This window comes from Mesorhizobium sp. ArgA1 (assembly GCF_053714375.1).
This window is the reverse complement of the sequence record NZ_JBSKBQ010000015.1, coordinates 1-23,300: the sequence shown is the minus strand read 5'-3', so window position 1 is coordinate 23,300 and position 23,300 is coordinate 1. Positions and strand designations below refer to the sequence as shown.

At 61.8% G+C, this 23,300-nt stretch carries 21 protein-coding genes and 2 pseudogenes; 20 read left to right on the top strand and 3 right to left on the bottom strand.

The features are described from left to right. Positions 1-156: 156 nt before the first annotated feature. Complete coding sequence (locus ACWGTI_RS25260) at positions 157-1,053, bottom strand: LysR family transcriptional regulator (protein WP_454589642.1); 897 nt, start codon at positions 1,051-1,053, stop codon at positions 157-159. Between the two features lie 122 nt (positions 1,054-1,175). On the opposite strand from ACWGTI_RS25260, the gene tmpA reads away from it, so the two are divergent. The 6 genes from tmpA to ACWGTI_RS25230 all read left to right on the top strand — a co-directional run bounded on the left by tmpA (position 1,176) and on the right by ACWGTI_RS25230 (position 7,908). Beyond that, positions 1,176-2,327 (top strand): 2-trimethylaminoethylphosphonate dioxygenase, encoded by a 1,152-nt coding sequence (tmpA, locus tag ACWGTI_RS25255; RefSeq protein WP_454589641.1) that lies wholly within the window; start codon positions 1,176-1,178, stop codon positions 2,325-2,327. Beyond that, the gene (tmpB, locus tag ACWGTI_RS25250; protein ID WP_454589640.1) at positions 2,324-2,908 is read left to right on the top strand and encodes a (R)-1-hydroxy-2-trimethylaminoethylphosphonate oxygenase; all 585 of its coding nucleotides are present in this window, start codon (positions 2,324-2,326) and stop codon (positions 2,906-2,908) included. Before tmpA ends, tmpB begins: the two co-directional genes overlap by 4 nt. 651 nt (positions 2,909-3,559) lie before the next feature. After that, on the top strand, positions 3,560-4,270 hold the full coding sequence (locus ACWGTI_RS25245; RefSeq protein WP_454589639.1) for a DUF1236 domain-containing protein: 711 nt from the start codon (positions 3,560-3,562) through the stop codon (positions 4,268-4,270). A gap of 337 nt (positions 4,271-4,607) precedes the next feature. Next, the gene (locus ACWGTI_RS25240; RefSeq protein WP_454589638.1) at positions 4,608-6,389 is read left to right on the top strand and encodes an acetolactate synthase 3 large subunit; all 1,782 of its coding nucleotides are present in this window, start codon (positions 4,608-4,610) and stop codon (positions 6,387-6,389) included. 134 nt (positions 6,390-6,523) lie between these two features. Further along, on the top strand, positions 6,524-7,096 hold the full coding sequence (gene ilvN, locus ACWGTI_RS25235) for an acetolactate synthase small subunit (protein WP_112127254.1): 573 nt from the start codon (positions 6,524-6,526) through the stop codon (positions 7,094-7,096). A gap of 176 nt (positions 7,097-7,272) precedes the next feature. After that, a complete protein-coding gene (locus ACWGTI_RS25230; protein ID WP_454589637.1) occupies positions 7,273-7,908 on the top strand; it encodes a macro domain-containing protein in 636 nt (211 codons plus the stop codon). Positions 7,909-7,940: 32 nt separating this feature from the next. On the opposite strand, the gene ACWGTI_RS25225 is transcribed toward ACWGTI_RS25230, so the two are convergent. Further along, complete coding sequence (locus ACWGTI_RS25225; protein ID WP_454589738.1) at positions 7,941-8,306, bottom strand: metalloregulator ArsR/SmtB family transcription factor; 366 nt, start codon at positions 8,304-8,306, stop codon at positions 7,941-7,943. 196 nt (positions 8,307-8,502) lie between these two features. On the opposite strand from ACWGTI_RS25225, the gene ACWGTI_RS25220 reads away from it, so the two are divergent. From ACWGTI_RS25220 to ACWGTI_RS25165, 12 genes and pseudogenes are all read left to right on the top strand, one after another. Continuing rightward, positions 8,503-9,459, top strand: a complete 957-nt coding sequence (locus tag ACWGTI_RS25220) for an acyl-CoA desaturase (protein WP_454589636.1) — start codon at positions 8,503-8,505, stop codon at positions 9,457-9,459. 121 nt (positions 9,460-9,580) lie between these two features. Then, positions 9,581-10,177: a LysE family translocator gene (locus tag ACWGTI_RS25215; protein ID WP_454589635.1), complete on the top strand. Its 597-nt coding sequence runs from the start codon at positions 9,581-9,583 to the stop codon at positions 10,175-10,177. Positions 10,178-10,312: 135 nt separating this feature from the next. After that, positions 10,313-10,783, top strand: a complete 471-nt coding sequence (locus ACWGTI_RS25210) for a nucleoside deaminase (RefSeq protein WP_454589634.1) — start codon at positions 10,313-10,315, stop codon at positions 10,781-10,783. A 219-nt stretch (positions 10,784-11,002) separates the two neighbouring features. Continuing rightward, positions 11,003-12,292 (top strand): efflux RND transporter periplasmic adaptor subunit, encoded by a 1,290-nt coding sequence (locus ACWGTI_RS25205; protein ID WP_454589633.1) that lies wholly within the window; start codon positions 11,003-11,005, stop codon positions 12,290-12,292. After that, positions 12,289-15,450 (top strand): efflux RND transporter permease subunit, encoded by a 3,162-nt coding sequence (locus tag ACWGTI_RS25200; protein WP_454589632.1) that lies wholly within the window; start codon positions 12,289-12,291, stop codon positions 15,448-15,450. The genes ACWGTI_RS25205 and ACWGTI_RS25200 overlap by 4 nt, the downstream gene beginning before the upstream one ends. A 55-nt stretch (positions 15,451-15,505) precedes the next feature. After that, positions 15,506-16,126, top strand: coding sequence for a nitrile hydratase subunit alpha (gene nthA, locus ACWGTI_RS25195; RefSeq protein ID WP_454589631.1), 621 nt, complete (start codon positions 15,506-15,508; stop codon positions 16,124-16,126). Continuing rightward, the gene (gene nthB, locus ACWGTI_RS25190) at positions 16,123-16,782 is read left to right on the top strand and encodes a nitrile hydratase subunit beta (RefSeq protein ID WP_454589630.1); all 660 of its coding nucleotides are present in this window, start codon (positions 16,123-16,125) and stop codon (positions 16,780-16,782) included. Before nthA ends, nthB begins: the two co-directional genes overlap by 4 nt. Beyond that, a complete protein-coding gene (locus ACWGTI_RS25185; RefSeq protein ID WP_454589629.1) occupies positions 16,769-17,134 on the top strand; it encodes a nitrile hydratase accessory protein in 366 nt (121 codons plus the stop codon). The genes nthB and ACWGTI_RS25185 overlap by 14 nt, the downstream gene beginning before the upstream one ends. Positions 17,135-17,232: 98 nt before the next feature. Beyond that, a pseudogene (gene fusA / locus ACWGTI_RS25180) lies at positions 17,233-18,132 on the top strand (elongation factor G); the annotation flags it as partial. Positions 18,133-18,204: 72 nt separating this feature from the next. Next, positions 18,205-18,459: pseudogene (locus ACWGTI_RS25175) on the top strand (IS1 family transposase); the annotation flags it as partial. Then, positions 18,456-18,716 (top strand): hypothetical protein, encoded by a 261-nt coding sequence (locus tag ACWGTI_RS25170; protein ID WP_454589628.1) that lies wholly within the window; start codon positions 18,456-18,458, stop codon positions 18,714-18,716. The pseudogene ACWGTI_RS25175 and the gene ACWGTI_RS25170, both read left to right, overlap by 4 nt. Positions 18,717-19,027: 311 nt before the next feature. Then, positions 19,028-20,155, top strand: a complete 1,128-nt coding sequence (locus tag ACWGTI_RS25165; protein WP_454589627.1) for an ATP-dependent DNA helicase — start codon at positions 19,028-19,030, stop codon at positions 20,153-20,155. A 6-nt stretch (positions 20,156-20,161) separates the two neighbouring features. Here ACWGTI_RS25165 and ACWGTI_RS25160 read toward each other — a convergent pair whose 3' ends face one another. Next, positions 20,162-20,581 carry an STAS/SEC14 domain-containing protein gene (locus tag ACWGTI_RS25160; protein ID WP_454589626.1) on the bottom strand — a complete coding sequence of 140 codons (420 nt, stop codon included), beginning with the start codon at positions 20,579-20,581 and terminating at the stop codon, positions 20,162-20,164. A 118-nt stretch (positions 20,582-20,699) separates the two neighbouring features. Here ACWGTI_RS25160 and ACWGTI_RS25155 point away from each other — a divergent pair, with 118 nt between their 5' ends. Beyond that, the gene (locus ACWGTI_RS25155) at positions 20,700-21,461 is read left to right on the top strand and encodes a pyridoxine 5'-phosphate synthase (RefSeq protein WP_454589625.1); all 762 of its coding nucleotides are present in this window, start codon (positions 20,700-20,702) and stop codon (positions 21,459-21,461) included. A gap of 64 nt (positions 21,462-21,525) precedes the next feature. After that, positions 21,526-23,300, top strand: a 1,775-nt coding sequence (locus ACWGTI_RS25150; protein WP_454589624.1) for a potassium transporter Kup, incomplete at its 3' end; no start/stop codon positions are given.

The window sequence follows — 23,300 nt, the reverse complement described above, 5'->3', positions numbered from 1 at the left end:
TGGCCGCCTGTAGCGAGCGGAACCCTGCCGAAGCTTGACGTCCGGCTTCGCGCAGTATCGCGGCAAATCATGCACCGCGTCACGTCGTCCAATAGTTTGGCGCGTTTTCAGCGGCTTATCGGGAAATCGCCGTGCGGACCGCACCCTGCTCAAATGCTACAGGCGCTCAGCCATGCGCTGGCCGAACACGGTTGCGAACCAGTGACGGACATCGTCCTCGGCCCGGCTGAGATGGGCGCTGGAAGGGGCAGTCAGGTAGTGGCCGGCGCCGCTCCACAGCGCGAAGCCGGAAAGGGTGACGAGCGATCCGTCGCGCAGTGCCGCATCGGCCAGCGGGCGCGAGCCGAGCACCATTCCGGCGCCGTGCTTTGCCGCCTCCAGCGCGGTAACGAAACTGTCGAATTTGTGCACCGGCCCGATCGTCGGCTTCATCCGTGCGACGGCGAACCATTCGCCCCACATTTCCCGCGCGCCGACGACCGTAAGCCTTGGCAATCCGGTCCAATCCGAGACTTTGGCAAGCTCGGGGGCGGCCATCGGCGTCAAGGTTTCGCGGGTGAGGCGGTCGGCCTGCCGCCCAGTGAAGGAACCGGAGCCGCTGCCGAAGCGGATGTCGAGCCCAGCGGAGCGCTCGCCATAATCGGCCGGGGTATGGATGGTCTCGATCTGCAGCTGGACGAAGGGCAGGTCTTTGGCCATTTGCGGCAGTTTCGGCGCGATCATCAATACGGCAAACGAGATCGGCGAGCGGATCGTCACACTCTGGACGGTCCTGGACTCGAACAATTCGCGCGTGCTGTTGGCGATGGTGGCAAAAGCCGATTGCAGATGCGGCAGGTAGGCACCACCCTCCGGCGTCAATTCGACGCCACGCGCCATGCGGATGAACAGCTTCTGCTTCAGCCGCTCTTCGAGCGAGCGTATGTGTTGACTGACGGCCGCCTGGGTCAGGCCGAGCTCAGCCGCGGCGGCGGTGAAATTCGACAGCCGCGCGGCGGCTTCGAAACTGCGCAGCCAGTCGAGCGGCGGCAAGGGCAGGGTCTTTTTAGGCATAAGCTATTTATGGCCTTTGACCGAAAAATGATAATTTGAATTATGCCTGTCGCGCCGCCACCATGCAATCGGAAACCCTGCGGAACTGGCCGTGGGGAATTGCAAACAGGACACGGATCTCCATGCTTACCAACGTGCTGATCGGCGACGAAGGCAAAACAATAGACCTTGGCTGGAAGGACGGGACGCGCACCCGCTTTCACGCGATGTGGTTGCGTGACAATGCACTGGACGACAAGACGCGCAACACCGGCAACGGCCAGCGGCTCATCACCATTCTCGACATTCCAGTGCAGACCCGGATCGGCGCTGCGGTGATCAAGGGCGATGCCCTTGAAATCACCTTCGTGCCTGAACAGAAAACCGTCAGCTTTCCCGCGGCCTGGCTGAGTGCCAATGCCTATGATCGCGATGCCGCCCGCCAGCTTGGCTGGACGGGCGAGGCCACCGTGCGATGGACCAAGGCCTCGATGCAGAATTCGGTGCCGCGCGCCGGCTATATCGCCGCCAGCCGCGACCGCGCCGTCCTGCGACAATGGCTGTCGGCGGTGAAGACCTATGGCTTTGCGGTAATGGACGACCTGCCGACCGAATCCGGGGCGCTGTGCAAGGTCTCCGACCTGTTCGGCTATATCAGGGAGACCAATTACGGCCGCTGGTTCGAGGTGCGCGCCGAGGTCAATCCCAACAACCTTGCCTACACCAATCTCGGCCTGCAGGCGCATACCGACAATCCCTATCGCGACCCGGTGCCGACGCTGCAGATCCTGTCCTGCATCGAAAACACGGTGGAGGGCGGCGAATCCAGCGTCGTCGACGGCTTTGCGGTGGCAGCCGTCTTGCAGGCTGAGAATCCCGAGGGCTTCCGTCTCTTGAGCACTTATCCCGCGCGTTTCGAATATGCTGGCTCTTCCGGTGTGCGGCTGCAGGCCAAGCGGCCGATGATCGAGCTTGGGCCGGATGGCGAACTCATTTGCATCCGCTTCAACAACCGCTCGCTGGCGCCGACCGTCGATGTGCCCTTCGCCGACATGGAGGCCTATTATGCCGCCTATCGCCGGTTCGCCGAACTGATCGAGGATCCGTCCTTCGAAGTGACCTTCAAGCTCGAGGCCGGGCAGGCCTTTATCGTCGACAACACGCGCGTCATGCATGCCCGCAAGGCGTTTTCGGGCACCGGCAAGCGCTGGCTGCAAGGATGCTACGCCGACAAGGATGGCCTGCTGTCGACGCTCGCATCAATCGAACACGGCTTCAAGGAGGCTGCGGAATGAGCGGCCAGGATTTGAACGCGGACACCATCGTCGAGTTCATCGCCGACATTTTCGAGCGCCGGGGCGCCGAATCTTATCTCGGCGAACCCGTCACCATGTCGCAGCATATGCTGCAGGGCGCCTGGTTTGCCGAACAGGACGGTGCGCCCGATGTGCTGGTGGCGGCGGCACTGCTGCACGACATCGGCCACTACACCAGCGAATTCGGCACCTATTCGCCCGACGATGTCGAGGACAAGCATCATGACGAGGCCGGCGGCGAGGTGCTGGCGCCGTTCTTCCCACCTGTGATCGTCGAATGCGTCCGGCTGCATGTCGCCGCCAAGCGCTATCTCTGCGCGACCGACCCGACCTATTTCGGCAAGCTCTCGCAGGCCTCTGTCCACACGCTGTCGCTTCAGGGCGGGCCGATGAACGCGGAGGAGGTGGCGGAGTTCCGCAAGAACCCCTTCCACGAGGAAGCGGTTCGCGTGCGCATCTGGGATGAAGCCGGCAAGATCGCCAACATGAAGACGCGGACGTTTCGCGACTACGTGCCGTTGCTGCAAGGGGTTGTGCGCGACTTCGCCAGTCGCGCCTGATCGCAAATCCACACTCGAGAGACAACGGCCATGTGCTTCGGCTTCGAAGGCAAGGATGCGGTAACCGCATGCCGGCCGGAGACTTGCCGCAAGCACCTGCGTGAGCGAAGCACTCGCACTCCATTGTCTATCGCCAACGGTGTGCCGATGCAGACACCACAAGCCAAACGAACTCTTGCGGCTGCGTTCCCCTCTGGGGCTTCGGTCCCAGCGTCGTTGGGCCGATGGGCGGCGAAGGTTGCGACCAACGCCTGATAGCAACTTGTGAAGGTCCCCAAAGATCATTCAGGCCGGAACACTGGGTGGCCGGCATCGTTGGATATCTTAAGGGGAAGTGTTTGTGGACAACGGCGTCCGTCAGGCACCATGGTTGCTCTTGCCTGTTTCGGAGCGGCCATCCGGGTCTTGACGACAGGAGTACTTCTAAGCTCGTGAACAGGATGTCGTTCCCGCCTAAGCCAAAGTTTAGGTATGATGGAAAATCTTGCGTTGTATTGACATGTTGCCGCAACGTGTGGCTGAGGCTTTATCTCATTACTCTCGACATTCATCCATCTTCTTAATGGGTGGGTTTTCTGCGCAAAATTTGGAACAAAGTTTTTTTGGCAGAGTTGGCTAGGCAGAGGGACCCACTGTTAAGGGAGAAAGCAAATGAGACATGTGTTGATCACCAGCATGATTGCGCTTGGCGTCGGCTGTGGCGCCGCGATCGCCCAGACCGAGGCCGTGCAGCCGAGCGGCGGCGAAAATTGCGCTGCGGGCACAGCCGATTGCCAGAAGGGCGGTAAGGCCGGCGAGCAGGCGCAAGGCAAGATGAAGTCACAGACCGAGCAGAATGCTCAGGGCCAGGCCGGCGCTACGACCGACCAGCAGGCTCAGGGCAAGCCCAAGCTCAAGACAGATGAACAGGCACAGGGCAAGGCCAAGGTCAAGACAGATGAACAGGCCCAGGGTAAAGCCGGAACCAGCACCGAGCAGCAGGCTCAGGGCAAGGCCAAGGTCAAGACGGACGAACAGGCCCAGGGCAAGGCCGGAACCAGCACCGAGCAGAATGCTCAGGGCAACACGAATGTTCAGACCGACCAAGGCAAGACGGCCTCGATCAACAACGTGACCGTCGAGCAGAAGACGCAAGTCACGCAGATTATCCACGAGACCAGAGTTGAACCGGTGAAGACCGTCGATTTCGACATTTCGATCGGCATCGAGGTGCCGCGGCACAAAGTGCGCCTGCAGCGTCTGCCAGCGCGCATTGTCAAGATCGTCCCGGCCTACGAGGCTTATGAGTACTTCGTGCTGGCCGACGGGCGCATCGTCATAGTTGACCCGGATACGTACAAGATCGTGCTGATCCTGACGTGACCGGGAAGCGGCCCTTGTGGCTCATTCTCGGCGCGGTGTGAGTGAGGAGTATCGCATCCGCCGCGGTGGCCCGCCGACCACAGGCGGCGGGCCACTTGCTTTGTTCTTCGCGTCGCGCGTTTTTCCCGTTGACACCCTGCCTTTCACACCCGTAGTGTCCGCCACCATGAAAAAGGCACTCATTCTCGTAGGAAAGCGCGTGGGCAAGGCGGTGTAACCGCCGGGCGAAATCCCCCCATGCGCAACACACAGGCTCCCTCGGGGGCCTTTTTTATTGCCCGAAACACGACTAAACGACCAGCAAACGCCCATGGGGCGACAGTACGGGACAGGACCGATGAGCAACGGACAGAGTGAGCGGCGCGAAATGACGGGCGCCGAAATGGTGGTGCAGGCGCTGAAGGACAATGGCGTCAAGCACGTCTTCGGCTATCCCGGCGGCGCGGTCCTTCCGATCTACGACGAGATTTTTCAACAAGACGAGGTCGAGCACATTCTGGTCCGCCACGAGCAGGGCGCCGGCCATGCGGCCGAAGGCTATGCGCGCTCGACCGGCAAGGCTGGCGTGCTTCTGGTGACGTCTGGCCCCGGCGCCACCAATGCGGTGACGCCGCTACAGGACGCGCTGATGGATTCCATCCCGATCGTCTGCCTGACCGGCCAGGTGCCAACCTCGCTGATCGGCTCCGACGCCTTCCAGGAATGCGATACGGTCGGCATTACGCGGCCCTGCACCAAGCACAACTGGCTGGTGAAGGACGTCAACGAACTCGCCGCAACCATCCACGAGGCATTCCATGTCGCGACGACCGGCCGTCCGGGTCCGGTTGTGGTCGACATTCCGAAGGATGTGCAGTTCGCCAAGGGAATTTACGTGCCGCCGCAGACGGCGCCGCGCACCAGCTACCAGCCGAAGGTCCAGGGCGATCTGGACAAGGTCAAGGCAGCGGTCGAACTGATGGCCAGCGCCAAGAAGCCGATCATCTATTCGGGCGGCGGCGTCATCAACTCCGGCCCGGAAGCGAGCCATCTGCTGCGCGAACTGGTCGACCTCACCGGTTTCCCGATCACATCGACACTGATGGGGCTCGGCGCCTATCCGGCATCGGGCAAGAACTGGATGGGTATGCTCGGCATGCACGGCACCTACGAAGCCAATATGGCCATGCACGATTGCGACGTGATGATCTGCATCGGCGCGCGTTTCGACGACCGCATTACCGGCCGGCTGACCGCGTTTTCGCCGAACTCGAAGAAGATCCACATCGACATCGATCCGTCGTCGATCAACAAGAATGTCCACACCGACGTGCCGATCATCGGCGATGTCGGCCGCGTGCTCGAGGACATGGTGCGGTTGTGGCGGGCGTCAGCCAAGGCCGACAAGAAGGCGCTCTATCCCTGGTGGGAGCAGATCGCCAAATGGCGCGCGCGCGATTCACTCGCCTTCAAGATGAACAACGATGTGATCATGCCGCAATACGCCATCCAGCGGCTCTACGAACTGACCAAGGACAGGGACACCTACATCACCACCGAGGTCGGCCAGCATCAGATGTGGGCGGCGCAGCACTATCATTTCGAAAAGCCGAACCGCTGGATGACATCAGGCGGGTTGGGCACGATGGGCTACGGCCTGCCGGCGGCACTCGGCGTGCAGATCGCGCATCCCGATGCGTTGGTCATCGACATCGCCGGCGACGCCTCAGTGCAGATGACGATGCAGGAGATGAGCGCGGCGGTGCAGCACGATGCGCCGATCAAGATCTTCATCCTCAACAACCAGTATATGGGCATGGTGCGGCAGTGGCAGCAGCTGCTGCACGGCAACCGGCTGTCGCATTCCTACACCGAGGCGATGCCCGACTTCGTCAAGCTGGCCGACGCCTATGGCGGCCATGGCATTCGCTGCGAGAAGCCGGACGAGCTGGACGACGCGATCAAGGAGATGATCGCGGTGAACAAGCCAGTGCTGTTCGATTGCCGCGTGGCGACGCTCGCCAACTGTTTCCCGATGATCCCGTCGGGCAAGGCGCACAACGAGATGCTGTTGCCGGACGAGGCGACCGACGAGGCCGTGGCCAACGCCATCGACGCCAAGGGCAGGGAACTGGTCTAGAGCATGATGCCGAAAAGTGCGCAGCGGTTTTCGGGCGACATCATGCTCCGATGAACAAGCCGGGCAGGGCTTGTTAAAAGAAGCCGTGCGCAAACAGAGAATTAGCTCAAAAGTCTGAAATCGAGATTCATGTCATGAACGCACAGCTTCAACCGACCGGTTCGGCCTACTTCATCGCCAAGGAAACGGAAAAGCCGGAATCGCATACGCTATCGGTGCTGGTCGACAATGAGCCGGGCGTGCTTGCCCGGGTCATCGGCCTGTTTTCCGGTCGCGGCTACAACATCGAGAGCCTGACCGTTTCGGAAACCGAGCATGAAAAGCATCTGTCGCGCATCACCATCGTGACGCGCGGCACGCCGCATGTGATGGAGCAGATCAAGCACCAGCTCGAGCGTATCGTGCCGGTGCATCGCGTGGTCGATCTTACCGTGCGCTCGCACGAGCTCGGCCAGGAGCGGCCGCTGGAGCGGGAGCTGGCGCTGGTCAAGGTCGCCGGCACCGGCGATGCCCGCGTCGAAGCGCTGCGGCTTGCCGATGCCTTCCGCGCCAGCGTCATCGACGCCAACACCGAGCACTTCATCTTCGAGATCACCGGCAAGGGTTCCAAGCTCGACCAGTTCATCGCCATCATGAAGCCGCTCGGCCTGGTCGAAATCTGCCGCACCGGCGTGGCGGCCATGAACCGCGGCCCGCAGGGGATGTAGGCTGATGGCGCGGCAATCCTGATAGGCGCGTGGACCATCGTGACTGCGCGAAAGACGTACTGGTCTGCGCCGACCTCTGTTTCGAGAGACGCAGCGGCGTAATGGGGCGATTCCACGTGACCTTTGCGCCTTAACGGGGCATCTTGTCGGCTGCCGCCCGTCAAGAAACAGGATAGATGGAAGCTACAATCCGAAGCCAACTTGCCGTGACTGATCTTTCCATCATCCTGTCTGCGCCCGATCGCCAGCTTGAGCGGGCGTGGAGCGATCAGTTTGCCGGGGCGGTGGATGTAATTGTCACAGATTGCTCAATCCTGGATGTCGACTGCGACGCCATGGTAAGTCCTGCAAACAGCTTCGGCTTCATGGATGGTGGGATCGACGCCATCTACTCCCAACACTTCGGTTGGGACCTTCAACTGAAGCTGCGAAGGAAGATCCTTGATAACCATCACGGGGAACTTTTGGTTGGATCAGCTGAAATCGTAGAGACTGGCAACGGCCGACATCCGTATCTCGTCGCTGCGCCGACAATGCGTGTACCGATGCGATTGGGAAAAGAAACGATCAATCCCTACCTTGCCACGCGTGCCGCCTTGCTTCTTGCAAAGCGCGTTGGCGCCATACGTGCGATAGCCTTTCCGGGAATGGGAACAGGGGTGGGGCGTGTGCCTGCGGAGATTTGCGCGAGGCAAATGCGCACTGCCTATGACGAGGTCATCCTGGGAAACTTCCGATTGCCCCAAAGCTGGGCGGAAGCAGCCGAACGACATCAACTGCTCTATACCGACAGGCCCGTTCGTCTCCAATAGTCAAGAAAAATGCTAGTGGATGCTGCGCGAGCTTAACCTCGACCCTTGGCGGCGTCGCTCCGGCCAAGCTCCTTGCTCTCCCTTTTGATCGGGCGCGAGACCGGGCAGACGTCCTGGACGAAACCGTTCAGCGTGTTCACCAGATTGTTCTGAACCAGCGAGTAGTGGATGAATTGTCCCTGCCGCTCCCTGGCGATGAGGCCGGCCGTTTCCAGAATGGAGAGATGCTGCGAGATCGACGGCTTCGACATGTCGAAGCGCGCTGCGATCTCGCCCGCGGTCAGCGACGAGTGGGCGAGATAGGCGAGGATCTTGCGCCGGGGCTGCGATGACAGCGCTTCGAACACGCGCTGTATGGCGCTGTTTGCGCCGGCGGCCGCCGTTTCGCTGTCCGTCATGTCGTCGTCGATCACCGTTCTGCCTCGTAAGTCGCAAAGGCATGCGCCTTCGGTCCATCTTTTATTCGGCATTTAGACTATTGCCTAAATGCCTAATTCGAGATAGTAGATAATTAGCTTATTGCCTAATTAAGCGCCGGCGCGGCGAAAGGCAAGGCGTTGGATCGGAAATGTTTTCTGCAGAGGAGGGGTGCCGATGAAAACCATATCCACAGGTAGAATGATATCGCAGCCCTTGAGCGACGCAGAAGACGGCAAGGTCGTCTGGATGCCGGCCAAGTCGATCTGGGTCGGCGCGATGACGGTTGTAGCACTGGTGTTCGGGCCGCTGACCTTCAGCTGGAGTGCCTTGGCTTTGTTCGTCTTGACGACGGCGGTGACGATCTGCGCCGGGCACTCGGTCGGCATGCATCGCCTGCTCATCCACCGCTCGTTCAAGGTGCATATCTGGATCGAGCATGTGCTGGTCTATCTCGGCGTACTTGTCGGCATGGCCGGCCCCTTCGGCATGATCTATGCGCATGACATCCGCGACTGGGCGCAGCGGCAGAGGGCGTGCCACGATCTGCATGCGCACCGCCGGCCGTTCTTCATCGACGCCTTCTGGCAGATGCATTGCGCGGTCGCGCTGCGCAATCCGCCGGACTTCGTCATCGAGCCGTCGATCCGCAACGACCGCTTCTACAAATTCCTCGAGCGGACATGGATGCTGCAGCAATTGCCGTGGGCGATCCTGTTTTTCCTGCTTGGCGGCTGGAGCTGGGTTGTCTGGGGCATCGCGGTACGGGTCTCGGTGTCTCTCACCGGGCATTGGCTGATCGGGCATTTCGCCCATCGCAGCGGGCAGCAGGGTTGGCGCGTCGATGGCGTCGCCGTGCAGGGCTACAACCTGCCCAGTTTCGGCCTGGTGACTTTCGGCGAGAGTTTTCACGGCAATCATCACGCGTTTCCCGAATCCGCCCGGCTCGGGCTGGAACGCGGCCAAATCGATCTCGGCTGGATCTTCATCCGCATCCTGACAGCCCTCGGCTTGGCGCACGGCGTGAAGCTCCCGGAGAACACGCCGAAACGCAAAGGCTTACGGCGTCTGGGCGGACGTGGCGACAGGGCGACTCCTTCTGGCATGTTGCCGCTGCGGCCCCACGGCAGGTAGAGTATTTCCAGCTGTTGGCTGGCTAGGATGGACTCGCGGCGGGCACATTGGACCAACCGAATATCGTTGCGTCCGACGCCTCCTCGATTTAAGTCAGCAGTGCTGACCTTTGTGAGCCGTCATGTCGCTGGACGCCTTTCTTGCCCTGCTGGTCTACGCCTTCGTGACTTCGATCACGCCGGGGCCGAACAACCTCATGCTGTTGGCCTCGGGCGTGAATTTCGGCATCGTCAGGACAATCCCGCATATGCTGGGCATCAGCATCGGCTTTTTCGTGCTGCTGCTGGCGGTCGGCTTCGGGCTCGGCGCGGCGCTGACGGCTGTTCCGGCGCTTCATACAGCGCTCAAAATAGCGGGTGCGGCCTACCTGCTCTATCTCGCCTGGAAGATCGCCATGTCGCGGTCGATCGGCGACAAAGGCGAAGTGGAAGGCAAGCCGATGCGCTTCATCGATGCGGCTGCCTTCCAATGGGTCAATCCCAAGGCATGGGTGATGGCGATCACCGCCATGGCCGTCTACACCAACCCCGACCGGCCGTTCCTGTCCGTCGGTCTGATCGCGCTGGCTTTCGCCATCGTCAACCTGCCGAGCGTGTCGGTGTGGGCAGGTTTCGGCACTGCGTTGCGCGGCTTCCTGTCCGATCCGGTGCGGCTGAAATGGTTCAACATCGCCATGGGCGTGCTGCTCGCGGCGACGCTGTGGCCGATGCTTCGCTAGGCTAGGTCATTGTTTAGAGCCGGAAGATGCGGTTGCGGCGATGCAGGTCGCCGACTTGAATCTGATTGCAGCTCCCTTGGAAATCCCCCTGATTCAAGACAAGATCATCCCGCTCTAGCCCTTTGAGGAGACTGGATGGAAAACCACGAGCCGTTTCTACGCGAGGCGATTGCGCTCTCGAAATCCGCGGTGGAACGCGGCGACGAACCGTTTGGCTCGGTGCTGGTGAAGGGCGGCGAAGTGATCTTGCGCGCCGAAAACAGCGTCTTCACCGGCCACGATATGACGAACCATGCCGAGATGAACCTGGTTAAACTGGCGGCGAAGCACTACGACACTGCTTTTCTGGCTGACTGCACGCTCTATACCAGCACCGAACCGTGTGCGATGTGCGCGGGGGCGATTTACTGGTCAGGCATCGGGCGTATGGTCTTTGCGTGCTCCGAAACGCGGCTTGGCGAGATCGCCGGGATCGGGTTGAACGTGCCGAGCCGGGCGGTGCTGCAAACCGGCGCGCGCATCGTCACTGTGGTTGGCCCCACCCTCGAAGACGAAGCCGCCGAAGTCCATCAGGAATTCTGGCCGAAGCATCTGGGCAAGGCTTAAGGCCCGACTATCGAGGCCCACGAAAGGCGTCGGCTGGTGATAATGAGCCAGCTGCCTATTCATTGTGCAGTGCACATTAAATCTTCGTAATGCCGCGTTTTGGCCCTTTTCCGCCCAAGGCGTGTCCTATCTACTTTCGCAAAATCGCGGCAGGCGCCGTGATTTGCTGTAGAATGAGACCACCGGGTTCGGCGTGTCAGATCATAGGGCTTGCAGTCGATGCGCGGAAAAGTCGTTCTGGCGGTGGTGGCGGCAGCGGCGTGTATCGCGGCGGCCTGGGTCTATTTTTCGCCTGGTGCGATGAGCGGCCTGCAGCAGATGCTGCCCGGCGCCAGGCAGACGGCAGCGGCGGACAAGCCGGCTGCATCAGACAAGACGTCGGCTGACAAGGCTGGGGGCAAATCCGGTATCGGCGCAAATGCCGCCCGTTCAGCCTCGATCGTTTCGGCGACCGCCACAACCGCCGATTTCCCGATCCGCCGCTACGCCATCGGCTTCGTCTCGTCGCCGGCCGTGGTCAACATCAATGCCCGCGTGTCGAGCCAGATCGTGTCCATCGACGTCAAGGATGGGCAGATGGTGAAGGCCGGCGACTTGCTGTTCTCGCTCGACGACCGCGCGCTGAAAGCGCAGCTTGCCAAGGATCGGGCGACGCTCGCCAAGGACCAGGCGCTGCTCGCCAGTTCGAATTCCGACCTCCAGCGCGCCAAGGATCTCGTCGCCAAGCAGGCGGGCACCCAGCAGACCTATGACCAGGCTGTGGCAGCGCAGAAGGCGGCTTCAGCGACCGTCGATGCCGACGGCGCGACGATCGATGCCGACAATGTCCAGCTCGGCTTTGCCGCCATCAAGGCGCCGATCGCCGGGCGGCTTGGCGCGGTCAACGTTTCGGTAGGCGACCTCGTGACGGTCAGCAACGGCAATTCGAGCACGGCGACGCCGCTGGTGACGATCACCCAGATCGATCCGCTGCAGGTCAACTTCAATTTGCCGGAAAGCGATCTGGCGCTGCTGCACAAGGCGCTGGCCAACCCGCGGCAAGACGCGGTGACACTGACCAAGGATGGCGACCCGACGCCGATCGGCAAGGGCACGCTCGACTTCGTCGATTCCAGCGTCGACACCGCTTCCGGAACCATTGCTACTCGCGCCAGCATCCCCAACGCCGATCTGTCGCTGTGGCCCGGGCAATATGTGAATGTCGTGCTCGACGCCGGCATCATGTCGCAAATGACTTCGGTTCCCACCGTAGCCGTGCAGCCTAGCCAGAAGGGTCCGTTCGTCTATGTCGTGAGGCCGGACAATACGGTCGAGATGCGGCCGGTGCAGGTGGCGCTGACCGAAGGCGAAAACAGTGCCATCAGCCAGGGCGTCAAGGCGGGCGAGAAGGTGGTCATCGAGGGCCAGACCAGGCTGAAGGACGGCGCCGCCGTGCATGAAGGCAAGGCGACGGCCGGCGATCAGGCAGCGCCCAAGGTCGCTGAAGCCGAGAAGGCCGCCGCCCAATGATCTCCGAATTCTGCATACGCAGGCCCGTCGCGACATTGCTGATGTCGTTCGCCCTCGTGCTGGGCGGGCTGTTTGCCTACAAATTCCTGCCGGTGGCGGCACTCCCCACCGCTGAATTCCCGGTGGTCAACGTCTCTGCGACCTTGGCCGGCGCTTCGCCCGAAACCATGGCGACCTCGGTGGCAACGCCGCTGATCAAGCAGTTCGCCACCATTGCCGGCATCGATTCCATCTCGACCAGCAATTCGCTGGGGCGCACGTCGATCGCCATCCAGTTCGTGCTCAACAGGGATATCGATGCGGCGGCCGCCGACGTGCAGGCGGCGATCGCGCGTACGCAGCGCCAGCTGCCGCCCGAGATGACGGCGCCACCGAGCTATCGCAAGGTCAATCCGGCCGATGCGCCGATCCTTCTGATGTCGCTGGTCAGCGATACGGTTCCGCTGACCGATCTCGACGCGTTTGCCGAAAATGTCATCTCGCCCTCGCTGTCGACCATCGATGGTGTCGCGCAGGTGTCGATCTTCGGCCAGCAGAAATACGCGGTGCGCGTCCAGATCGATCCGACCGCGCTTGCCGCGCGCGGCATTTCGATCGACCAGCTGCAGACCGCGATCGCGTCGGCCAACAGCAATACGCCACTTGGCGTGCTGCAGAACGACAAGCAGCAGCTGACCATCACCGCCAACACGCAGCTTACCGACGCGGCCGGCTTCTCCAATCTCATCATCGCCACCAAGAACGGCCATCCGGTGCGGCTGGGCGAGGTGACCCGTGTCATCGATTCCGTCGAGACCACGACGACGGCGAGCTGGTATGACGGCACCCGCGCCATCATCCTGGCCGTGCAGCGCCAGCCCGACGCCAACACGGTCGACGTCGTCGACAAGGTCAAGGCGATGCTCCCGTCCTTTAGGGATCAGATGCCGGCGGCTGCCGACATCAAATTGCTCAACGACCGTTCGACCTCGATCCGCCAGGCCGTCGGCGACGTGCAGTTCACGCTGCTCCTCACCATCGTCTTGGTGGTGATGGTGATTTTCGTCTTCCTGCGCCGGGTCACCGCGACCATCATCCCGGCCGTGGCGGTGCCGATCTCGCTGATTGCGACGCTGGGCGCGATGTTCCTGTTCGGCTTTTCCGTCGACAACATCTCGCTGATGGGCCTGACGCTGGCCGTCGGCCTCGTCGTCGACGATGCCATCGTCATGCTGGAAAACATCTTTCGGCACATGGAGGAGGACGGGCTGTCGGCCTTCGACGCGTCGCTGAAAGGCGCGCGCGAAATCGGCTTCACCATCATCTCGATTTCGATCTCGCTGGTGGCGGTGTTCATCCCCGTGCTTCTGATGGGCGGTGTCATCGGCCGCATATTCAACGAATTCGCCGTCGTGGTGACCGTCGCCATCCTGGCGTCGATGTTCGTTTCGCTGACGCTTACGCCGATGCTGTGCTCGCGCCTGTTGTCGGTAACCAAGGCTGACCGCGAAAAACATGCCCCCGGCCACAGACCGGACATGGTCACACGCGGCTACGACCGGCTGCTCAGCTTCTGCCTGCGCCACACTTTCCTGGTGTTCCTTGTCTTCGTCGGCACGGCGGCGGCGTCGGTCTGGCTGATCGAAGTGTCGCCCAAAGGCTTCTTCCCGCAGGAGGATATCGGCCAGATCTCGGTGACGACGATTGCGCGGCAGGACATATCCTTCGACGCCATGGTCAAGCTGCAGGGCCAGGCGGCAAGCGTGTTTTCGAAGTCGCCCTACGTCTCGCATGTCGCCTGGTCGGCCGGCGGCGGCGGCAATGCGCTGAACCAGGGCCAGCTTTATGTCCAGCTGAAGGACAAGAGCCAGCGCCCGGACATCGACAAGGTGCTCGCCGATCTCAGGCGGCAACTGGCGACCGTACCGGGGATCGATGCCTATATGCAGCCGGTGCAGAACCTGCGGCTCGGCGCGCGCTCGTCGGCCAGCGCCTACCAGCTCGTGGTTCAGGGCCTCGATACCGGCCTGACCGACACATGGGCGCAAAAGCTCAATGACGCGATGGCGGCGGATCATCAGCATTTCACAGACGTTACAGACGATTTGCAGAACAACTCGCTGCAGGCGACGCTGGTGGTCGACCGCGACAAGGCGGCCTCGCTCGGCATCGACACCGACACGCTACGCTCCAGCCTCTATGGCGGCTTCGGCACGGCGCAGGTGTCGACCATCTTCGGTTCGGCCGACAGCTATGAAGTCATCATGGAGCTCGATCCCGGGATCGAGTGGTCGCCGGAGCGAATGCTTGCCATCCAGGTGAGGACGGCAAGCGGCAGCCTGGTGCCGCTCGGCGCCTTTGCCAGCGTCGACCGCACAGCGGGCGCGCTGACCGTCAATCAGCTCGGCCAGCTTCCGGCGGTGACCATCTCCTACAATCTGCCGCAAGGCGTGGCGTTGGGCGACAGCACGGCCCGCATCGCCGCGCTGAAGGAGCAGATCGGCATGCCGCCGGCGATTTCGACCAGCTTCGCCGGCACGGCGAAAACCTTCCAGGATTCGCTGGCCAATCAGGGCCTGCTGATCGGCGGCGCCATCCTGACCATCTATATCGTGCTCGGCATCCTCTATGAGAGCTTCATCCATCCGCTGACCATTCTGACCGGCCTGCCATCGGCGGTGCTCGGTGCAGTGGTGGCGCTACGCTTTGCCGGCATGGACCTGTCTGTCATCGCGGTGATCGGCATCCTGATGCTGATCGGCATCGTCAAGAAGAACGGCATCATGATGGTCGATGTCGCGCTGGAACTGCGACGAGAAGGCATGTCGGCAAAGGAGTCCATCCACAAGGCCTGCCTGATGCGTTTCCGGCCGATCATGATGACGACGCTGGCGGCATTGATGGGCACCTTCCCGATCGCGCTCGGCACCGGCGCCAGCGCTGAACTCCGCCAGCCGCTGGGCGTCGCGGTGGTCGGTGGCCTGTTGGCATCGCAGGCGCTGACGCTGTTCGTCACGCCGGTGATCTATGTCTATTTCGAGAACTTCTCCGGCTGGCTGATGAGCTTCTTCACCTCGAAGAAGCGGCCGGCGCTGCATGCTGTCGAAAGCGGCGAGCAGGCTTCGCTGTTCGGCCCCGAGGATCGGCTCATGGAACCGCAGAAGGCCGCCGCCGAGTAATCTGGCCCAAGCTGTCATGCTTGCGGCCGGAGATCGGTGATCGTAATTTGAGGTCATGTCCCATGATCATGACCACGACAACGAGCTTGATCCGTTTGCGGCGCGGGTGCGCGCCTTGGAAACCATCCTCACCGAAAAAGGCCTGATCGATCCGGCGGCGATCGACGTCATCGTCGATACCTACGAGACCAAGATCGGACCGCGCAACGGCGCCAGGGTGGTCGCCAAAGCCTGGAGCGATCCCGCCTATGCCGACTGGCTGAAGCGCGATGCGACGGAAGCGATCGCCTCGCTGAGCTATACCGGCCGCCAGGGCGAGCACATGCAGGCGGTGTTCAATACCGACGAGACGCACAACCTCGTCGTCTGCACGCTCTGCTCCTGCTATCCGTGGTCGGTGCTCGGCCTGCCGCCGGTCTGGTACAAGGCGCCGCCCTACCGCTCGCGCGCCGTGATCGATCCGCGCGGCGTACTCGAGGAATTCGGGCTGATCTTGCCGGCGGACAAGAAAATCCGCGTCTGGGATTCGACCGCTGAGCTGCGCTATCTCGTGGTGCCGATGCGGCCCGAAAATACCGAAGGCTGGAGCGAGGAGCAGCTCACCGAACTGGTCAGCCGCGATGCCATGATCGGCACGGCCTTGGCCAAAGAACCCGGGAAAAGAGAGGCTGCATGAACGGGCCGCAGGATCTCGGCGGACAGATGGGGTTCGGGCCGGTCGCGCCCGAAAAGGACGAGCCTTACTTCCATGCCGACTGGGAGAGGCGGGCGCTGGGCGTGACGCTGACGGCAGGCGCCATGGGCGCCTGGAACATCGACGAGAGCCGGCATGCCAGGGAATCGCTGCCTCCGGCCGTGTATTATTCATCGAGCTACTACCAGATCTGGACCAAGGCGCTGGAGGTGCTGTTGAAGCGCCATGGCTTCGTCAGCGAGCGCGATCTTAAGGCCGGCAAGGCCGTCGATGCGGCTGCGACGCCGAAGCGGGTGCTCAAGGCCGAAAACGTGCCGGCGGTGCTGGCCAAGGGCGGCCCCTGCGACCGGCCGGTTGCGACGCCGGCACGGTTCAAGGCCGGGCAGGCCGTGCGGACGAAGAACTTCAATCCGACCGGCCATACAAGACTGCCGCGCTATGCGCGCGGCAAGCAAGGCGTGGTCGAGGCTGTGCGCGACGGTTTCGTCTTCCCCGACAGCAACGCGCATGGCAAGGGCGAAAACCCGCAATGGGTTTATACCGTGGTCTTCGATGGCCCGGAAATCTGGGGCGAGGGCGCCGACCCGACGCTCAGCGTCTCGATCGATGCCTGGGAGAGCTATCTTGAGCCGGCATGAGGACGCATTGCCCGCCGGTTTCGACGAGCCGGTGTTCGCCGAACCCTGGCAGGCCCAAGCCTTCGCCATGACGGTGGCGTTGCACGACAAAGGGCTGTTTTCGTGGACCGAATGGGCCGATGCGCTGTCAGCCGAGGTGAAGCAGCCCGGGGCCGCAAGCGACGGTCACGTCTATTACGAGCACTGGCTGGCGGCGCTGGAGAAACTGCTGGCCGCCAAGGGCGTCGCGGGAAAAAGCGATGTCGACACACTCGCCGCCGCCTGGGAGCGCGCCGCGCATGCGACACCGCACGGCAAGCCGATCCTGCTGGAGAACGATCCCCGGGCGATCGAAGATCGTCCCGGGGCTTGATGGCGGCTGCGGTCCGTCAGGTTTAGTCTTCTGTTATCTTCGTCTGGATTTCGCGTCGGGCCTCAGTTGCAAATATTGAGGCGACCCGCAACTATGTCGTCATGATGGAAAAGCCTGTCGCACCTTGGCCTTTGCTGCAAATCGCGATCGAGGCGAAGTCGAGAGCCGATGAGGAGAAGTTGCGCGCCGCCTTGTCGACGCTGGCGGAGGGGCCACCTGACTTTGAGGTAAAATGGGACGAGGAAGCTGGCCAGACGATCATCGCCGCGATGACCGAGCTTGACCTCGACATCATCATCTAACGGCTGCTCAAAGAGTTCGAAATCGCGTTCAAGGTCTGGGCTCCGCAAGTGGCCTATCGCGAAACGATTATCCACGCCCGCGAACAAGACTATACGCATAAGAGACAGTTTGGCGGCCACGGACAGTTCGCCCGAGTCAAGATTCTGTTCGAGCCGAACGGGCGCAATGCGGAGTTCGTGTTTCTCTCGAAGATCGCCGGGGGTGCGGTTCCCGAGGACTATGTCGTGGGGGTCCAGGCCGGATTGCGCAGCATCCTGTCCTCCGGTCCCTTCGCGGGCTTTCCAATGGTCGGCATCAAGGCGACACTGATGGACGGCGCCTATCATGGCACCGACTCCTCGGCGTCTGCTTTCGAGATCGCCGGCCGCGGCTGTTTTCGCGAAGCCGCACCCAAGCTTGGCGTCCAATTGCTCGAACCGATCATGAACGTCGAGGTGGTGGCGCCGGAAATCGATGTCATCAGCATTATCGGCGATCTGCACGGCCGCCGCGGTCTCATCAAGAGTCGGAAGAGCCACGGCGAGGCCATTGTCATCACCGCGATGGTGCCACTGTCCAACTTGTTCAAGTATGTCAACAGCCTGGACTCGATAAGCCGGGGCCGTGCGGCCTACACGATGCAGTTCGACCACTACGCGCCCGTTCCTATGCCTGACCACGACCCGCCGCCGCCGGCAGTGGCTGCCTACGGCTGACTTGTTCTTCGTCGGAGTCAATCGAGTACTGCGACTTGGTAGTGTCTCAGTTTGAAATTTGCCCTCCCGCATTTGCGCATGGCGAACCGTCGCTTCACGCGCCTTACCAATGCGTTCTCAAAGAAGTTCGAAAACCATGTCCACATGGCCGAGATCTACACCGTCTGGTACAACTTCATCAAAATGCACAAGACGTTGAAGATGACGCCGGCAATGGCGGCTGGCGTGTCGCAAACTCTCTGGTCGATGGAAGACCTTTGCGAGAAGATGGACGCCGTTGCGCCGAAGCCGGGCAAGCGCGGTCCCTATAAAAAGCGACTGGGATGAGCACTGTACTCAAAACGATCTATCGGGATGACCGGCTTGCACGGGCCAAAGTCGTCAGAGTTGAAGTAGGTGACGCGTCTTATTTCACGTTCCATGAGGACGCTTGGTACGAAGGTGAGCACGGCCTCGACGAGAAATATGCTTATTGGGCACCTTCCGAAAACGGCTTCGGAGGAGGATTTTACGAAACCGCTGAGGCGGCCGAGAGTGAATGCCGTGCTACTATCCCTTGGCTCAGGAAGAAGCGGGGGGCATGACAAAAGAGCACAACGAGCGAATCAGGCGAACGATCTGGATTTCTGTGGCGGTGTTGTCTTTTGGGACAATCGGCGTCCTGCTTGCCGTGATGCTGTTCTATCTGCTCTGGCCTCCGTTAGCGTTGTAACTGTCGTAAATGGCTCAGAGCCATGATTTCAAACTGAGACACCACCCTGCGATTTTGTTCTCTTTACGTTCCGGTTTGTGGCTGATAGCTTGACTTTGTCGGAGGCGCTAGCGATGGCCGCCGACAACGGTCGACATGGCGGCCAATCTTGTCTTTCGCTTGCGAATCCGGTCTGTCGCACTGATGGAATTTTCTCCCCAACAGGATGACGCCTTGAAGGCGGTTGCGCGCTGGCTCAAGGAGGGCCGGCCGCAGATTTTCCGGCTGTTCGGCTATGCCGGCACCGGCAAGACGACGCTGGCGCGCTATTTCGCCGAGCATGTCGACGGGCAAGTGCAGTTCGCCGCCTTCACCGGCAAGGCGGCGCAGGTGCTGCGCTCCAAGGGCGCGGTCAATGCCCGCACCATCCATTCGCTGATCTACAGGCCAAAGGGCGAGGAGTCGGTCGCTGACGAGGTCACCGGCAAGACCTCGATGTCGCCGACCTTTTCGCTCAACCGGCAAAGCCCGATCTCGCGCGCCAAGCTGGTCGTCATCGACGAATGCTCGATGGTCGACGAGCAGCTCGGCCGCGACCTCCTGAGTTTCGGCACGCCGATCCTGGTGCTCGGCGATCCGGCGCAGCTGCCGCCGATCTCGGGTGGTGGCTTCTTCACCGAGCACGAGCCGGATGTGCTGCTCACTGAAATCCACCGTCAGGCGCGCGACAATCCGATCATCCAGCTGGCTCTCGACGTGCGCGAGGGCCGCGAATTCATGCGCGGCGACTTCGGCACCGCGCAGGTTATCGGCAAGGAGGACGTTACGCAGGAACTGGTGCTGAAGGCGGACCAGGTGCTGGTCGGCACCAACCGCACGCGGCGCCGCTACAACCAGCGCCTGCGCGAGCTCAAAGGGTTCAATGCCGATTATCCGCAGGCCGGCGACAAGCTGGTCTGCCTGCGCAACGATCCCGCCAAGGGCCTGCTCAACGGCTCGCTGTGGAAGGTGATGACCTCTTCGCGCGAGACGGTGAAACCCGGCATCAATCTGCTGGTGTCGCCCGAAGAAGACGATCCCGACCGCGGCGTCGCCAAGATCAAGCTGCTCAAGGCGGCGTTCGAGGACCCCGACGCCGACATCCCCTGGCAGCAGAAGAAGCGTTTCGACGATTTCGACTATGGCTATGCGCTGACCGTGCACAAGGCGCAGGGTTCGCAGTGGAACGACGTCGTGCTGTTCGACGAGAGCTGGGCGTTCAAGGAAACCCGCCAGCGCTGGCTTTACACCGCCATCACCAGAGCGGCCGAGCGGCTGACCATCGTCAGATAGCTGGCGTCAGGTAGCAGCCGGCGTAGCAGGGCTGAGTGGCGTCGCGTCCAGCCACGCCCAGGCCTCCGCTTCATCCTCGGCGTTGAAATGCCTGAACTCGATGGGCGATGATGCGGGAAGGAAGCCTTGCGCATCCGCTACCCAGTTCGGCTCGCCGATTGTCGCGCAGCGCGCGATATGCTCCAGGGCGTGTACCGTGCCCTGTTTCAGGGTTTCGTCGGCCACATCGGCCCAGTCGACGCCTTCATGATCGACCAGCCGCATCAGCACGTCGATCCTTGGGTGAAGCGCGTAGGCAGCCTCCAGCAATCCGAACAGATTTTCACCGTCTGCCGCTGAGACATGGCCAACGACCTCGACGGCGAACAGCTCTTCGCGGTCGGTTTCGATACGGCGGATCGCCGGCACGGATTGGAGAAAATTCATCGGCCAGTTTCCCTCTTGCGATTGAATGCCTGACTGGAACACCCGAAACCCCCTGTCTGTTCCCATCAAAGGCAGTATAGATGCGCAGCCAAAACGCCTCCTGACCGGACCCAAAGCCATGCCCGCCAAGCTTTCCGTCAATCTCAATGCCATCGCCATGCTGCGCAACCGCCGCGACCTGCCATGGCCGAGCGTCACTGGGCTCGGCCGTCTTGCCCTTGCCGCCGGCGCGCACGGGCTGACGGTGCATCCACGGCCCGATGAGCGCCATACAAGGCATTCCGACCTGCCTGAGATACGGGCGCTGATCGACGACGAGTTCCCCAAGGCGGAATTCAACATCGAGGGCTACCCAACGGAAGATTTCCTGGCGCTTGTGGAAAAACACCAACCAGAACAGGTCACACTGGTGCCCGACGATCCGGCGCAGGCGACCTCCGACCATGGCTGGAACTTTGCCGCCGAGGCCGCGTTCCTTAACCCGATCGTCAAGCGCCTGAAAAAGGGGGGCTTTCGCGTGTCGCTGTTTTCCGACCCGGATCCCGCTGGCGTCAATGCCGCGCGCGACACCGGAGCCGACCGGATCGAGCTGTATACCGGGCCATACGGCAGCTACCATTCCGATTCAGCCAAGGCTGCGAAGGAGCTGGAAAGATTGGGAAAAGCCGCCGATGCCGCGCTCGCCGCCGGGCTCCAGGTCAATGCCGGGCACGATCTGGTGGTGAACAATCTGCCGGCCCTGGCAAAGCGCATTCCGGCATTGGCCGAAGTGTCTATCGGCCATGGGTTGACAGCCGATGCGTTGGAGTATGGCATGGCCGGCACGGTGGGCCGGTTCCTTAAGGCCTGTGGTTGGTATGACAGCAGTTCGCGCCGCTAGCGCTGCAGCAGTCACGTGACGGCACTGCATCGCAAGCAGGCTCACGCTTATTGGAGTGTCATTGATGGCCCTTGCCAATGCTGGTAGCGAGGCAGATGCCGTCGAACATTCTGAGATCGAGCAGCACAGCACCAAGGTGCTGATGCTGGGAGCGCTCGGTGTCGTCTATGGCGATATCGGCACCAGTCCGATCTACGCTTTTCGCGAGGCGCTCCACGCATCGCCCGGCACCGACACGCGCAGCGACGTGCTTGGCGTGCTTTCGCTGATCGTCTGGGCGCTGACGATCATCGTCACGATAAAATATGTCGCCTTCGTGCTGCGGGCCGACAACAAGGGCGAGGGCGGCACGCTGTCGCTGATGTCGCTTGCTCGCAGCGCCTACCCGAAAGGCGCCGGCCTCATCCTCGCAATCGGGCTTTGCGGGGCGGCGCTGTTTTTCGGCGATGCGATCATAACGCCGGCGATCTCGGTGCTTTCAGCGGTCGAAGGCCTCGAAGTGGTGACGCCGACGCTCGACGCCTATGTCGTTCCCATCACGCTGGTCATCCTGGCAGTGCTGTTTTCGGTGCAACGCTTTGGCACCGGAAAAGTGGCCGCCGTGTTCGGGCCGGTGACGGCACTGTGGTTCCTGGCGATCGGCGTCGCCGGGCTCTATCACCTGATGGACGATCCGTCGGTGCTGCTGGCGATCAATCCATACTATGCGATCGCCTATCTCGCCGGCACGCCCACCGCGGCGTTCGTGACCGTCGGCGCCGTCTTCCTGGCGGTGACCGGCGCCGAGGCGCTTTATGTCGATCTCGGCCATTTCGGGCGCAAACCCATCGTGCTGGCCTGGTTTTCCGTGGTTTTCCCGTGCCTGCTGCTCAATTACTTTGGCCAAGGCGCCTTTGTGCTCTCCAATGGCGGCAGGCCGACCAATCCGTTCTTCCAGATGCTGCCGGACTGGGCGCAGATGCCGATGGTCGGCCTGGCGACCGCCGCGACCGTCATTGCCAGCCAGGCCGTCATTTCAGGGGCTTTTTCGCTGACCCGCCAAGCCGTGCAGCTCAACCTTCTGCCGCGCATCGAGGTTCAGCATACATCCGAAATGCAGCTCGGCCAGATCTACATGCCGCGCGTCAACCTACTGATCGCGATGGGGGTGATGCTGCTGGTCGTCGGTTTCGGCAGCTCGAGTTCGTTGGCTTCCGCTTACGGCATCTCGGTAACCGGCGAGATGCTGATGACGACGATCCTGCTGTTCGTGGTGATGCGCAAGCTGTGGAAGTGGAAGCTGGCGCTAGCTTTGGCGTTGGCGATTGTGTTCGGTATCATCGACAGCGGCTTCTTCCTGGCCAACGTCGTCAAACTCGTCGAAGGTGGATGGGTCTCGATCACCGTGGCCTGCATCATGGGGCTGATCATGACGACGTGGATACGCGGCAGCCGCTACCTTTTCGACAAGACCCGCCGCAACGAGATCCCGCTCGATTTCCTGGCCGGCAATCTGTTGAAGAAGAAGCCGCAACTGGTCGCCGGCACCGCCGTGTTCCTGACCAGCGATCCGCAAAGCGCGCCGACGGCGCTGATGCACAGCCTGAAGCATTACAAGGTGCTGCACGAGCAGAATGTCATACTGTCGGTTGTCACCGCACCGCAGCCGCTGGTGCCCGACAGCGAACGGGTCAAGATGGAGACGGTCAACGACCTCTTCATGCGGGTGACGCTGACCTTCGGCTACATGGAACAGCCCAACATTCCGCGCGCTCTGGCGATCTGCCGCAAGCAGGGCTGGAAGTTCGACATCATGACGACGTCATTCTTCCTGTCGCGGCGCTCGCTCAAGGCATCACC

Excerpts from the sequence above, each read along its gene's own strand:
- ACWGTI_RS25260 (WP_454589642.1), bottom strand. The coding sequence starts at position 1,053 with ATGCCTAAAAAGACCCTGCCCTTGCCGCCGCTCGACTGGCTGCGCAGT.
- tmpA (WP_454589641.1), top strand. The coding sequence starts at position 1,176 with ATGCTTACCAACGTGCTGATCGGCGACGAAGGCAAAACAATAGACCTT.
- tmpB (WP_454589640.1), top strand. The coding sequence starts at position 2,324 with ATGAGCGGCCAGGATTTGAACGCGGACACCATCGTCGAGTTCATCGCC.
- ACWGTI_RS25245 (WP_454589639.1), top strand. The coding sequence starts at position 3,560 with ATGAGACATGTGTTGATCACCAGCATGATTGCGCTTGGCGTCGGCTGT.
- ACWGTI_RS25240 (WP_454589638.1), top strand. The coding sequence starts at position 4,608 with ATGAGCAACGGACAGAGTGAGCGGCGCGAAATGACGGGCGCCGAAATG.
- ilvN (WP_112127254.1), top strand. The coding sequence starts at position 6,524 with ATGAACGCACAGCTTCAACCGACCGGTTCGGCCTACTTCATCGCCAAG.
- ACWGTI_RS25230 (WP_454589637.1), top strand. The coding sequence starts at position 7,273 with ATGGAAGCTACAATCCGAAGCCAACTTGCCGTGACTGATCTTTCCATC.
- ACWGTI_RS25225 (WP_454589738.1), bottom strand. The coding sequence starts at position 8,306 with ATGACGGACAGCGAAACGGCGGCCGCCGGCGCAAACAGCGCCATACAG.
- ACWGTI_RS25220 (WP_454589636.1), top strand. The coding sequence starts at position 8,503 with ATGAAAACCATATCCACAGGTAGAATGATATCGCAGCCCTTGAGCGAC.
- ACWGTI_RS25215 (WP_454589635.1), top strand. The coding sequence starts at position 9,581 with ATGTCGCTGGACGCCTTTCTTGCCCTGCTGGTCTACGCCTTCGTGACT.
- ACWGTI_RS25210 (WP_454589634.1), top strand. The coding sequence starts at position 10,313 with ATGGAAAACCACGAGCCGTTTCTACGCGAGGCGATTGCGCTCTCGAAA.
- ACWGTI_RS25205 (WP_454589633.1), top strand. The coding sequence starts at position 11,003 with ATGCGCGGAAAAGTCGTTCTGGCGGTGGTGGCGGCAGCGGCGTGTATC.
- ACWGTI_RS25200 (WP_454589632.1), top strand. The coding sequence starts at position 12,289 with ATGATCTCCGAATTCTGCATACGCAGGCCCGTCGCGACATTGCTGATG.
- nthA (WP_454589631.1), top strand. The coding sequence starts at position 15,506 with ATGTCCCATGATCATGACCACGACAACGAGCTTGATCCGTTTGCGGCG.
- nthB (WP_454589630.1), top strand. The coding sequence starts at position 16,123 with ATGAACGGGCCGCAGGATCTCGGCGGACAGATGGGGTTCGGGCCGGTC.
- ACWGTI_RS25170 (WP_454589628.1), top strand. The coding sequence starts at position 18,456 with ATGAGCACTGTACTCAAAACGATCTATCGGGATGACCGGCTTGCACGG.
- ACWGTI_RS25165 (WP_454589627.1), top strand. The coding sequence starts at position 19,028 with ATGGAATTTTCTCCCCAACAGGATGACGCCTTGAAGGCGGTTGCGCGC.
- ACWGTI_RS25160 (WP_454589626.1), bottom strand. The coding sequence starts at position 20,581 with ATGAATTTTCTCCAATCCGTGCCGGCGATCCGCCGTATCGAAACCGAC.
- ACWGTI_RS25155 (WP_454589625.1), top strand. The coding sequence starts at position 20,700 with ATGCCCGCCAAGCTTTCCGTCAATCTCAATGCCATCGCCATGCTGCGC.